Consider the following 12472-nt stretch of genomic DNA (forward strand, 5'->3'; position numbering starts at 1 on the left):
TAAATTTACACCTGCCTCTATATTATAAAAGAAATAATAACCATTTTACAAATAAAAAACTGCCTTTTTCTTTAACTATACCAATTATCACAAAATAATGACTGTGCTTTTAGTCACAAGTTGGCCTTATTCATCAGGGTAAAAATTACTGATATTTTCCATTAAATTAACAGAGGATTTTGCCGGATTCTATCGAAATCTATTGGTTAACTGTTATTATGCAAAAAAGTGGAGGATAAAATGACGATTGAAACAAATAATGCCATATTGGAACTTCTGCTGACGGAAAAAGAAAACCTTTTAAGTGAATGGAATGAGAAAATACTCATAAATAAGGATGACCCTTTTAAAGATAAAATTAAGGATAATGGCGATGCCATGTTCCAATTAATTATTCAAATCTTAATAAAAGACGGGCAAGAACTGGAAAACTATATTCAGAAACTGGCCTACACTGTCGCTGAACAGCGAGTAAAAGCAGATATTAATATTGGAGACTTTGTTTATAATGTCAACTTGGGAAGAACAATCGTCCTCAATATATTTAATCGTTCCGAAATACATTTTCATGAACTCCAGAGACAGTACGAAAGAATCGGTTATTGCTTCGATAAATTCTTATATCATGCTGTGTCCAGATATACGGATGCCAAAGATCAGATTATTAAGGAAAAAACACAATTTATTGATTCCACCCATAAAGATAGATTAACTCTTCTGGGCCAAATGACTTCAAGCTTTATTCATGAGTTCAGAAATCCGCTTACCTCTGTACAAGGGTTTATTCAGCTTTTAAAATCCGAAAATCCCTCCATGAAGTATTTGGATATCATTTCAAATGAACTTGAGCAGCTGAATTTTAGAATTTCACAATTCCTTCTCCTCTCTAAAAAGGAACTGATCGGAAAAGAAAAAATTACATTCTCTCTAAATGAATTAATAGATGAAGTCCTGATATTCTTATATCCCAGTATTCTGGATGGAAAGGTTACAATCCTTCAGGATATAAAAGATGATATCTTTTTGGTTGGCTATGCGGATGAAATCCGCCAAGTCTTCATTAATATTATCTTCAATGCCATTGATGTGCTTACACAGTACCGCAGCGACCCTGTCATCCATATTAAAAGCAAATGGACTTCAGATGGGCACATAAGATTGGATATTTCGAATAATGGGCCAAGAATTCCTGATCATCTTATCAATTCCATTTTTGAGCCATTTGTTACAACAAAAACACTCGGAACAGGGCTGGGTCTATTTGTCTGCAGAGAGATAATTGAAAAACATCAAGGGACTCTGACATGTGATACCGAATCAGACTGGACCGTTTTCAGCATAACTTTGCCAACTGAAAAGCTGACTGAAGATATGAGCTGACCCCGAATCCTGGGAACAGCTTTTTCGTCTTCCATACTAAAAATGCTACATGATTTAAACAATAAATTATTATATTTATAGTTTGCCGGAGGGGGTTTGGCACTTGTTTTCTTTAAAGGTAGATGAGGATATAGAATTGCAATTGTTCCAGCTTCATCATTCAGAAGAGCTTTTCAGCTTGGTGGACCGGAACCGCAGCCACTTAAGAGAATGGCTTCCATGGGTAGATAATATGGCTTCACCTGTTCAGTATCATTCGATCATTCCTATATGGCTGAAACAGTTTGCCGATAATAACGGATTTAATGCCGGAATCCGTTATCAGGGAAAACTTGCAGGCTCTATTGGTTTTCACCATATAGACTGGAACAACAGACAAACCAGCATTGGATACTACCTTGCTGAAAATTTTGAAGGCAGAGGAATTATGACACGAAGTGTGCAAGCCATGGTCAATCATGCTTTTTTTGATTTAAAACTGAACCGCATCGAAATACGCTGCGGAATCAGAAATGGAAAAAGCCGTGCGATCCCTGAACGGCTTGGCTTTCGGCAGGAAGGAATCATCCGGGATGGCGAGTATCTTTATAATCGATATCACGATCTTGCCGTATATGGACTTCTGGCAAGAGAATGGAATGTTTAAACAAAAAGCCTGCACAGGCTTTTTTATTTTTCCCTGCATACAAGATCTTGGATTAATTATTTCTCCTGATTACATCTCTTAAATAAGGGTAATTTCAATTAAAGTAAATCCTTTATTCATGGTTTATTTGTAAAATTCATGAATAAGGGAAAAGTACTTATTATAAAGGAGGTGCCGGCCCCTTACATATCGTGTAAGGGATAATATGATCACCCTTAACCTTTTCTTATTATTTTTATTAATCGCATTAACTGCTTTTTTTGTTGCATCTGAATTTGCCATTGTTAAAGTGAGGACTTCACGAATTGACCAGCTTATGCTGGAGGGAAATCCTAAAGCCGGTTCTGCAAAACAAGTTATAAGCAGTCTGGATGAATATTTATCTGCCTGTCAGCTTGGAATTACAATCACCGCACTGGGTCTCGGGTGGCTCGGTGAACCGACTATTGAGAGACTGCTTCATCCTGTATTTGAAAGTCTTAACTTGCAGGCTTCCGTAACTCATTTCCTATCCTTTGTCATTGCTTTTGCTGTTGTGACATTTCTCCATGTGGTCATTGGAGAGCTTGCGCCAAAGACCTTTGCGATTCAAAAGGCAGAAGCTATTACTTTAACTTTTTCAAAGCCATTAATATTATTTTACAGGGTTATGTATCCGTTTATCTGGGTTTTAAATGGTTCAGCCAGAGTTGTTACAGGATTATTCGGACTGAAACCAGTTTCAGAGAGTGAAATGGCCCATACAGAGGAAGAACTGCGGATTATCCTATCTGAAAGCTTAAAGAGCGGTGAAATTAATCCCTCTGAATACCAGTATGTGGACCGGATATTTGAATTTGACAATAGAATCGCCAAAGAGATTATGGTTCCCCGGACCGAAATTGTTACCATTCCAGAAAATTCATCACTGGAAGAAACCCTCGATCTCATATTAAATGAGCGTTATACCCGCTACCCGGTTACGGCGGGCGATAAGGATAATATTCTCGGAATCATTAATGTTAAGGAAATTTTAACTGACTGTGTAAGAAAAAAATGTGAAGGCAAACACCCCTTACTGCAATATATTAAACCTGTCATCAGGGTGATTGAAACCATTCCCATTCACGATTTGCTCCTTAGAATGCAAAAGGAGCGTTCACATATGGCGATTCTTCTTGATGAGTACGGCGGAACAGCTGGAGTGGTCACAGCAGAAGATATCCTGGAAGAAATCGTAGGTGAAATCAGGGACGAATTTGATGCCGATGAGCTTCCGCTTGTTCAAAAGACAGGGGAAAACCATTATATCCTTGATGCAAAACTGCTGATTTCAGAAGCAAATGATCTTCTGGGAACAACATTATCTGATGATGATGTTGACACTATCGGCGGTTGGATTATGACGCAGAAGTATGATGCTGTTCAGGGAGACTTTGTTGAAGAAGAAGGATACAGATTTATGATTAAAGAAATGGATGGACACCATATTTCTTATATAGAAGTTGTGAAAATATAAACTGCATTTTCTTAAAAACCGGGAGCGCACTTTTTGCTCCTGGTTTTTACTGCCTAAGGCGTGCTTTTGCTGAAACTTTTCTGCCTCTATAAAAATTTTTATTTTTCCGAATCTTTTTACTTCATATTTAATGAATAATTTCATAAAATAAATGTAATCCTTTTTTCCAAACTGCTACGTTTGACTGTACGGTTTCCGCTAACGTATAATTGATTCTAACTATATCTCTTGTTGTAAAGCATTATTATGGAGATATAAGTATTCAAAACAGAGGTGATATGATGGGGCTTACTATCGTATCGGCGAATTAGCCAATATTGCTAACGTTTCTAAAAGAACGATTGACTACTACACTAGCATTGGCCTAATAAAAGCGAAACGCTCAAAATCAAATTATCGCATATATTCAGAAGAAGTTTTGTCTGATCTAAGATTTATTGAAGAATGCAAAATACTGCATCTTCCACTTGAAGAGATTAAGAGAAAACTAGAAATGAAAACGAAAAGGGAGATTCAGACAGGGGAAGTTGAAAAGCATATTAACGCAGTCACATTACAGATGAAACAGCTGCAGCAGGAAATAGCTGTGCTCATGCCGCTCATCAATACAATGAATGAGGAGCAGAAAGATGGCTTCTCCAGAAAGCTGACTGCCGAAAGTACTGCATTGCTCCGTTCCCTTTCCGGCTTAACAAGCTAATCCCATTTTTCACAAAATCAGGAGGTGACACCCTGCCCGTTTAGGCGGGATAAGGGGAACTTATTTGGACATATTAAACTTGGTTTTTATAGCCATTTTAATTGCTTTAACGGCTTTTTTCGTTACTTCGGAATTTGCCATTGTTAAAATACGAAGTTCCAGAATTGATCAGCTAATTGAAGAAGGCAATAAAAATGCAATTGCTGCGAAGAAAGTGATTTCCAATTTGGATGAATACCTTTCAGCCTGCCAGCTGGGAATTACCATTACAGCACTCGGTCTTGGCTGGCTGGGTGAGCCGACAATTGAACACCTGCTGCGTCCGGTGATAAATAGTTTCGGTCTGCCGTCATCCATTTCGCATGTTATCTCATTCAGCATTGCTTTTGCTTTTATCACCTTCCTGCATGTAGTTGTGGGAGAATTGGCCCCAAAGACTCTGGCGATACAAAAAGCAGAAGCGGTAACACTTTTAACAACACGTCCTTTAATCTGGTTTTACCGGGTTATGTATCCGATCATTTGGGCGTTGAATGGTTCTGCCCGCCTATTGACCAGCATGTTTGGATTAAAGCCTGCTTCTGAACACGAATTAGCACATTCTGAAGAAGAACTTCGCATTATTTTATCAGAAAGCTATGAAAGCGGCGAAATTAACCAATCTGAGTTTAAGTATGTAAATAAAATCTTTGAGTTTGATAATCGGATCGCGAAAGAAATCATGGTTCCGCGTACTGAAATTGTTTCTCTCTCAAAAGATGATACACTTGAAGATTTTCTGCAAATCGTTCAGGAAGAGAAATTTACTCGATATCCCATTATAGATGGAGATAAGGATCATATCATTGGCATGGTCAATATTAAAGAAGTCATGACAGATCTCATTATGAACCGGGAATTATCATCAAGCACTCTTGAATCATACATTCGTCCCATTATCCGGGTCATTGACAGCATACCTATCCATGAGCTGCTGCTTAAAATGCAAAAAGAACGCATCCACATGGCCATCTTAATGGATGAATACGGCGGTACCTCGGGGTTAGTGACTGTTGAGGATATCATTGAAGAGATTGTTGGCGAGATCCGTGATGAGTTCGACATGGATGAAGTACCGATGGTCAGAAAGACGCAAGAAGGCCAATATATCATTGATTCAAAAGTTCTTGTCAGCGAAGTCAACGACTTGCTGGGTACCGATATTAATGATGAAGATGTTGATACCATTGGCGGATGGATATTGACTGAGAATTACGAAGCCAAACAAGGTGATATTATCGAGTACGAAAAATATCGATTTAAAATTCTGGATATGGAAGAACACCATATTAAGTATGTTGAAGTGACAGCAGTACCTGAAACAGAAGAGCCGGCACCTGCAAAAGAAGTGCCCTTTACTGAATCAGAAGTATTGTCTTAAATAATAAAAGGAACAGCCTTCTTGAGTGCTGTTCCTTTTATTTGTCCTTATTGCTCCCGCGGAAATCTAATCGTGAATTTGGTCCCTTCCCCCTTTTCACTGCTGACAGTAATTTCTCCGCTGTGCAGCTGAACAAGTTGTTTGACAATGGAAAGACCAATGCCAAACTCACCAAATGAATGATTGGTCCTGGATAGATCCGCTTTATAAAATCGCAGCCAAATTGACTCAATTTCTTTCGGGTCGATGCCTATACCCGTGTCTTCTATTAAGATCAATGTCTGATCAGGATCTTCTTTGCCCCTTAAAAATATGGAGCCCTGCTCGGTGAATTGAATGCTGTTCTTCACAATATTCACCAGAATCTGAATCAGCCGGTCATAATCCGCATACACCGAAACCCCTTCTTCAGCCTCTATATAAATCCTGTTACCTTTTTCCTCTGCCTGAATTTCCAGCTGTTCCTTAACAATTTCAAAGGCTTCCATGAGATCAATATCCATTTTATTCAGCTGCAGCTGGTTGGAACGAATCTTTTCATAATCCAGATTTTCATTCACCAGCCGAATAAGCCTCTTTGCCTCCCTGTCTATCAGGATCATCCCTTTTTCTGTATCCGCCTCCGGGATCAGACCTCCCTTAATACCTTCAGCCAAACCGCTTATGGTGGTCAAAGGAGTCCGAAGCTCGTGCGAGACATCAGCGATGAATTTCCTTCTTCTATTTTCCAGTCTTCTGATTTCTTCATTAGATTCCCTCAATCTTGCTGCCATATCATTAAAGTCTTTGGCCAATTCCCCAATTTCGTCCATATAGGTGTAAGGCACATTGATATCATAGTTCCCGGATGAAATCATAGAGGCAGCATTCCTAAGCTCAGTTATCCTCTTGATCAGATTTTTAGAAAGAACCAGACTTAAAAGGATGGTCGCAGAGAGTGAAATAAAAATGGTATATAATAAAAATCGATTTAATTCGCTGACAACCTCCATAGCCCCTGTTATTGGGGACAGAAGCAAAACTCCGCCAACAAGATTGCCCCCCTGCATATATGGCATGGCAACTAATGTTACCTCCTGGCCGAAACGTTCTATATCATGCTTTACAGTTACTTTTTTTCCTTTCGAAATTCCAGCCCATTCGGATTTGGTCAGCTGAATCATCGGATCCGATTTAAGTTCAGGATACAAGACCCTTCCTTTATGATCGAAGAGAATGTATTTGATGTTTCTGGCATCGAGCAGCTGGCTGTATTCTGTTAGAAATTGTTCATCCCCCTCTATCCTGACTGTTATGTCTGTCAGGATCTGCTCTCCATAGGAATCGAGCTCTTCCACTTTATTTTCAAAAATATAATTCTCCACAAACTGGGAGAATAGAAGGCTTAATAACAGGAAGGCCAGTATTAGGATGCTGACATGACTGATCAGGAGCTGATAAAAATACTTAACCTTCATTTTCCGCTGCCGTTTCATCGAATTTATAACCTACACCCCATACAGTATGAATAAAGGGCTGCTCATCCGTGCCTATTTTTTTCCGGAGCCTTTTTATATGTACATCTACGGTTCTTTCATCTCCATAAAACTGATAACCCCATACACTATCGAGCAGCTGCTCTCTAGTAAAAACCTGTTTGGGATGTTTTACAAGGTAATACAGCAAGTCAAATTCTTTTGGGGTCAAATTCTTTAAAAGCTGTCCATTATAATATGCCTCTCTGGATTCTTTGCTGATTTTGAAATATTCACTGGCAACAAAGTGATGTTCATCTGTTCCTGCTTCAGCCTGAAATCTGCGTGTCACGGCTTTTATCCTGGCCATCAGCGTCAGCGGGCTGAATGGCTTGGTCACATAATCATCGGCACCCATTTCAAGTCCAAGAACCTGATCGGATTCGCTGTCTTTTGCCGTCAGCATAATAATCGGAACCTTGCTCAGTTCCCTTATTTTCAGGCAGAGCGTCACTCCATCCATGACCGGAAGCATCCAATCAACGATAATTAAGTCCCATTTTTCTTTATTAAAATGCTCAAACCCCCGCTGGCCATCGTGAACAAACACACCCTGATACCCTTCTTTCATAAAGAACATCTCCAGCATTGAACAGACACTTTCATTATCTTCCACAACCAGTATTTTCAATTTCCCTTCACCGCCCATGAACAGTCTTTTATTCTTAATGTAATCGATATGAGTGTTTTTTTTCAATGAATATCTCTAACAATAATGTTTTTCTAAAATCTTTCTTCAAAGAATATTGTGTTTTGCTTATAAATTCAGCCCGTTGATTTCCACTGCAGGCACGCAGCGAACCCGCGGGGAGGAATGCGAGCCTCCTCGGCTTCGCCTGCGGGGTCTCACACTTCCCTCTCCTCCCGCAGGACATTAAATAAGCTTCCTCGAAGGAACACCGCATGAAGGAAATGCGTCAGCATTTTCGAGGATCAAGTGCCCACAGCGAAGATCAACTCAGTAATTCAAACTAAGTTATGTACTATCAACAATACTTTACGAAAGCAGCCTTTTCTATAAAGTCAGCCAAATTCTTTATTGTTATCAATATCTTGGGAAATGCTAATTACGACTTATCATTTTGAAAGGAGTGCAGTATAAGATGAATAAAAAATTTCTTTTATTTGTATCTTTTTGCTTTATTTTAATAGGGGCCGCGATTTCGGTTAATGCTGAATCTGCGCCAAGGGGGAAGTCACCGGCACAGGAGCAAATACATGAACACCATCACAGAATGATCGATGAATCTTTAATGAAATCTCTTCTGGAACAAGGATTCACTAAAAGAGAAATCTTCATAGCTGCCCACATTGCGAAGTTTTCAAATAAACAGGTTGCAGAGGTATTGACTTTTTATAAAAAAAATAACTCCTCCTGGGAAAAAACAGCTCAGCAGTATGGAGTGGATTTAGACAAAATAAAGAAGCACCATCATCACCTGGATAAGTTCCTTGAAGCGAACAAGGGGGTTGTTCTGCAAAAGGTCTCCGAGTACTCCGGCAAATCGGCTCAAGTGCTGCAGGGGTATCTTGACAAAGGAGTTCCGCTTCGTTTCCTTGTTTCAGGTGCAGCCATGGCAAAGGCGGCAAATAAGGATTTGGGTGAAATCATCCAATTGAGGGAACAGGGAAAATCATTACACGAAATAAAAACAGAATTAAATGTTGATAAAGAACAAATCCATGCAGAAATGAAAAAACTGGTTGATGAAATTCACAAGGAAATCAGTAAGGCAAAATAATAAGATAAAACCGCAGAGTCAACTTCTGCGGTTTTGTTTTATATAAAACAGACTTATAATGAAAGAAAGAGGTGAAACAAAATGACAGATGAAAACCCGGTGTACCCTGCCGACCTGGATGAAGAAACTTTATTCATGGTTTCCCAGACTTTTAAAGCTTTATCCGATCCAACAAGGCTTAGAATTCTTCACTTATTATTTCACGGAGAGTATTCTGTTAATGAAATTGCCGAAAATCTCTCCCTGCTCCAGTCTACCGTTTCTCACCAGCTTCGCTTTTTGAAAAACCTGCGCCTGGTAAAATTCCGCCGTGAAGGAACAACTCTCTTTTACAGCCATGATGATGAACATGTTATTAGTTTATTGAACCAGGCTATTGAACATAGCCAGCATTCATGAATAAGCTGTCCTTAAGGCTTTATTAATTGCAGCTTTCATTATGGCCCGGACAGCCTTTTCTTTCTCCCTCCACTTGTATCGTGCTATGTTCAATCCCATATTCATCATGCAGCACAGATTGAGCCGCATGAAGGACTGCATCGTGTCCGCCCTCATTTTCAATTACAAGATGGCAGCTAAGAGAAGGAAAACCGGAAGTAATCGTCCAAATATGAAGATCGTGAACGTCTTTTACATGTGCAAGTCCGAGGAGCGCACTTTTAATGTCCTCTGGATTCAGGTGGGAAGGTGTCCCCTCCATTAAAATGTGGAAAGACTCTTTTGCCACTCTCCATCCGCTTACAAGAATGAGAACTGCTACTATTACACTTGCAATTGGGTCGGCAATGCCCCACCCGAAGAAATAAATTAAAAGTGCAGCGGCAATTGCTCCAACAGAACCAAGCAGGTCACCTAGAACATGCAGAAAAGCACTCCTGACATTTAAATTATGCTCCTTATCCCCGCTCATTAATATGAATGCTGCTGCAATATTGACGAGAAGACCAATCGATGAAATCACGAGCATTCCCATACTTTGAACAGCCGGCGGTTCAAGAATGCGGTGATAGGCCTCATAGAAAATATAGAGAGAAATTAGGAGCAGTGTAATGCCATTTATTGAAGCAGCAATAATTTCAAATCGTTTATAGCCGAATGTTTTTGAATTTGTCGCCTTTTTTTCGCCTATTTTGATAGCCAGAAAACTCAAGCCAAGCGCAGCTGCATCACTCAGCATGTGTCCGGCGTCCGATAGCAGCGCAAGGCTATTAGTCCATATTCCGCCAATCACTTCTACAATCATAAATGAAGCAATTAAAATAAATGCCCACATCAAAGCCTTTTTATTGCCAGTGTGATGGTGATCATGTGAATGTCCATGCCCGTGCCCATGACTGTGTCCCATATAATGCACCCCTTTTATATGAATATATGCTCATATATATTATGTATGACATTGGCTTATTGTTCAATGATTTTTATTATTCCCTTTTAAATTAGACTAAATGAATAGGCTCAAACATCTGCAGACGATTTCAACAGGAACAGCAGAAAATTGAAAGAATTATTCCAGGCAACTATAGAATTCACAAAAGGGCTGCCTGACTATACAGGCAGCCCTTTCCCTTATGCAAGATAAACAAAATAACCCATAAATGCAATACATAGTCCATACATGATGGGATGGATCTCTTGTGGCCTTTTAAGTGCCAGCATTGTAATTGGGTATAAAATAAAACCGAGTGCAATCCCTGTTGCTACACTGAAGGTCAATGGCATCATTAAGATGGTCACGAACGCAGGAATTGCGATTTCCAGTTTACCCCAATCAATATGTTTTACCTCCATGGCCATCAGTGCTCCAACAATGATCAGTGCCGGCGATGTTACTTCGGCCGTTATCACACTGAGCAATGGAGAAAAGAATAATGCAACCGCGAAGCATGCAGAGATGATTACTGATGTAAAACCTGTTCTTCCTCCAGCCGCAATCCCTGAACTGGACTCAATCATGGAAGCAGTTGTAGAAGTTCCAAGTACAGAGCCTACTACAGTTGCACTGGAGTCTGCCAGAAGCGCTTTGCCGGCATTAGGAATTTCATTATTTTTCATCAGGCCAGCCTGACTTGCGATAGCTATTAAAGCTCCTGCTGTATCAAAAAAAGCAACAAATAAGAATGTAAATATTACTGCCAGCATTTCCGGAGTAAAGACTTGATCAATATGCAGAAAAACCTCACCAAATGTCGGTTCAAGGCTCGGAATAGCACCGACGATTTTTTCCGGCTTATCAATAAGGCCAATTAACATTCCGGCAGCAGCTGAGATGACCATCCCATAAAAAATGGCCCCTTTAATACCCCTTACCATCAATACAATTGTTAATATAAAACAGAAAACAGCCAGCAGCGTGACTGGGGATTTAATATTGCCAATCGCCACAAATGTCGCATCATTTCCGACAACAAGTCCAGCATTTTTCAATCCTATGAAAGCAATAAAGAATCCGATTCCGCCTGCAATTGCATGCTTTAAATCCTTCGGTATAATGTTAATAATTTTTTCGCGTATTTTTAATAAACTTAAAATCACAAATAAGACCCCTGAAATAAATACACCTGTTAACGCTGTTTGCCACGGAATATCCATTCCGATGCAGACAGAAAAAGTGAAGAAAGAATTGAGGCCCATGCTTGGGGCAATCCCAATCGGATAATTGGACAGCAGGCCAATTAATAAAGAGCCAATAATAGCCGAGAGTGCCGTAGCAGTAAAAACAGCCCCTTTATCCATTCCGGCCTGGCTAAGGATAATTGGATTTACAATTAGAATATATGCCATTGATAAAAACGTGGTTAAACCTGCAATTGTTTCCTGTTTGTATGATGTTTCTCTTTCATGAAACCGGAAAAAAGATGACATGCCAATCCCTCCTTTTTTTAGGAAAATAAAAAAGCTCCGCAAGATGCGAAGCTGCCATAAAGAAAAACAGAAGAAATAGCATGCCTATTCAAACAAGCTATATCCCCTGTAGTCAAGCTATTTACGGCAGCCCGGTAGAAACGCTCAGACCCTATCTCTGAACATATACAGGTAAAATGCAAAACGCAGCACATCAATCAGTGTACTGCCCAAACATTATATATTGATATAATGAAACCAATTCTAGCAAACTCAAATTTGGACGTCAATTCTTTAATTTATTCTGAGAATTCTCTTTTATCTTGAAGCTGGTTAATAAGATTTAACGTTAAATTTTTGAGTTTATGGGTAAATAATAAGAAAAACCAGCATGAGGAGGAAGGTCGTAATGTTCATTGTATATGCAAGCTTGATTCTTATAGCAGCATCTCTGATTTTTCTGGGCATCTATGCTTTTAAAACTTATAAGGATGCCAAACCCGCAATTAAGAAGCTGACAGCAATAAGCACTGTCATGCAGCTAAAGGCAGATCAAGTGAAAAATGGGGTTGACGAATTGACAGCAACCCAGAAAGAAATCCAAAGGGATATCAATTTTAAGAAACAAACATTTAATAATACAGTGGCTGCTGTTAAAGAAACACCGAAAAAAATTAAAAAGTGGTGGAACATTAAAATACCTTTTATCCATCAGATAAAGTGAAACTTCA

At 39.4% G+C, this 12472-nt stretch carries 12 protein-coding genes, 1 pseudogene and 1 riboswitch; of the genes and pseudogenes, 9 read left to right on the forward strand and 4 right to left on the reverse strand.

Annotated features, from left to right (window positions below):
• Positions 1–240: 240 nt before the first annotated feature.
• From CE058_RS13565 to CE058_RS13585, 6 genes and pseudogenes are all read left to right on the forward strand, one after another.
• Positions 241–1380 carry a histidine kinase N-terminal domain-containing protein gene (locus CE058_RS13565; protein ID WP_048009314.1) on the forward strand — a complete coding sequence of 380 codons (1140 nt, stop codon included), beginning with the start codon at positions 241–243 and terminating at the stop codon, positions 1378–1380.
• 103 nt (positions 1381–1483) lie between these two features.
• Entirely contained in the window at positions 1484–2026 is a 543-nt protein-coding gene (locus CE058_RS13570; protein ID WP_048009315.1) for a GNAT family N-acetyltransferase, read from the forward strand.
• A gap of 205 nt (positions 2027–2231) precedes the next feature.
• A complete protein-coding gene (locus tag CE058_RS13575; protein WP_163143330.1) occupies positions 2232–3524 on the forward strand; it encodes a hemolysin family protein in 1293 nt (430 codons plus the stop codon).
• Positions 3525–3822: 298 nt separating this feature from the next.
• Positions 3823–4008: pseudogene (locus CE058_RS25100) on the forward strand (MerR family transcriptional regulator); the annotation flags it as partial.
• 9 nt (positions 4009–4017) lie between these two features.
• Positions 4018–4224, forward strand: a complete 207-nt coding sequence (locus CE058_RS25105; RefSeq protein WP_227886438.1) for a MerR family transcriptional regulator — start codon at positions 4018–4020, stop codon at positions 4222–4224.
• 64 nt (positions 4225–4288) lie between these two features.
• A complete protein-coding gene (locus tag CE058_RS13585; RefSeq protein WP_163143333.1) occupies positions 4289–5644 on the forward strand; it encodes a hemolysin family protein in 1356 nt (451 codons plus the stop codon).
• 47 nt (positions 5645–5691) lie between these two features.
• On the opposite strand, the gene CE058_RS13590 is transcribed toward CE058_RS13585, so the two are convergent.
• The gene (locus CE058_RS13590; protein ID WP_163143342.1) at positions 5692–7101 is read right to left on the reverse strand and encodes a sensor histidine kinase; all 1410 of its coding nucleotides are present in this window, start codon (positions 7099–7101) and stop codon (positions 5692–5694) included.
• Entirely contained in the window at positions 7091–7789 is a 699-nt protein-coding gene (locus CE058_RS13595) for a response regulator transcription factor (protein ID WP_163143345.1), read from the reverse strand. Before CE058_RS13595 ends, CE058_RS13590 begins: the two co-directional genes overlap by 11 nt.
• A gap of 472 nt (positions 7790–8261) precedes the next feature.
• Here CE058_RS13595 and CE058_RS13600 point away from each other — a divergent pair, with 472 nt between their 5' ends.
• Both CE058_RS13600 and CE058_RS13605 read left to right on the forward strand, forming a co-directional pair.
• On the forward strand, positions 8262–8900 hold the full coding sequence (locus CE058_RS13600) for a hypothetical protein (RefSeq protein WP_163143336.1): 639 nt from the start codon (positions 8262–8264) through the stop codon (positions 8898–8900).
• Between the two features lie 81 nt (positions 8901–8981).
• Complete coding sequence (locus CE058_RS13605; protein WP_035326772.1) at positions 8982–9299, forward strand: ArsR/SmtB family transcription factor; 318 nt, start codon at positions 8982–8984, stop codon at positions 9297–9299.
• A gap of 22 nt (positions 9300–9321) precedes the next feature.
• On the opposite strand, the gene CE058_RS13610 is transcribed toward CE058_RS13605, so the two are convergent.
• Together CE058_RS13610 and CE058_RS13615 are read right to left on the reverse strand one after the other, a co-directional pair.
• A complete protein-coding gene (locus CE058_RS13610) occupies positions 9322–10245 on the reverse strand; it encodes a cation diffusion facilitator family transporter (protein WP_048009320.1) in 924 nt (307 codons plus the stop codon).
• Positions 10246–10466: 221 nt separating this feature from the next.
• A complete protein-coding gene (locus CE058_RS13615) occupies positions 10467–11762 on the reverse strand; it encodes an NCS2 family permease (protein ID WP_163143339.1) in 1296 nt (431 codons plus the stop codon).
• Positions 11763–11851: 89 nt separating this feature from the next.
• Positions 11852–11953: riboswitch (purine riboswitch) on the reverse strand.
• 197 nt (positions 11954–12150) lie between these two features.
• Between CE058_RS13615 and CE058_RS13620 the strand changes: the two genes are divergently transcribed.
• Positions 12151–12465, forward strand: coding sequence for a DUF948 domain-containing protein (locus CE058_RS13620; protein ID WP_048009322.1), 315 nt, complete (start codon positions 12151–12153; stop codon positions 12463–12465).
• The last annotated feature ends 7 nt before the right edge of the window (positions 12466–12472 follow it).

Origin of the sequence: Bacillus sp. 22-7 (assembly GCF_010628845.1) — a bacterium.
Taxonomy (GTDB): Bacteria; Bacillota; Bacilli; order Bacillales; family Cytobacillaceae; genus Cytobacillus; species Cytobacillus firmus_B.

Excerpts from the sequence above, each read along its gene's own strand:
- CE058_RS13620 (WP_048009322.1), top strand. The coding sequence starts at position 12,151 with ATGTTCATTGTATATGCAAGCTTGATTCTTATAGCAGCATCTCTGATT.
- CE058_RS13575 (WP_163143330.1), top strand. The coding sequence starts at position 2,232 with ATGATCACCCTTAACCTTTTCTTATTATTTTTATTAATCGCATTAACT.
- CE058_RS25105 (WP_227886438.1), top strand. The coding sequence starts at position 4,018 with ATGAAAACGAAAAGGGAGATTCAGACAGGGGAAGTTGAAAAGCATATT.
- CE058_RS13565 (WP_048009314.1), top strand. The coding sequence starts at position 241 with ATGACGATTGAAACAAATAATGCCATATTGGAACTTCTGCTGACGGAA.
- CE058_RS13600 (WP_163143336.1), top strand. The coding sequence starts at position 8,262 with ATGAATAAAAAATTTCTTTTATTTGTATCTTTTTGCTTTATTTTAATA.
- CE058_RS13615 (WP_163143339.1), bottom strand. The coding sequence starts at position 11,762 with ATGTCATCTTTTTTCCGGTTTCATGAAAGAGAAACATCATACAAACAG.
- CE058_RS13610 (WP_048009320.1), bottom strand. The coding sequence starts at position 10,245 with ATGGGACACAGTCATGGGCACGGGCATGGACATTCACATGATCACCAT.
- CE058_RS13590 (WP_163143342.1), bottom strand. The coding sequence starts at position 7,101 with ATGAAGGTTAAGTATTTTTATCAGCTCCTGATCAGTCATGTCAGCATC.
- CE058_RS13605 (WP_035326772.1), top strand. The coding sequence starts at position 8,982 with ATGACAGATGAAAACCCGGTGTACCCTGCCGACCTGGATGAAGAAACT.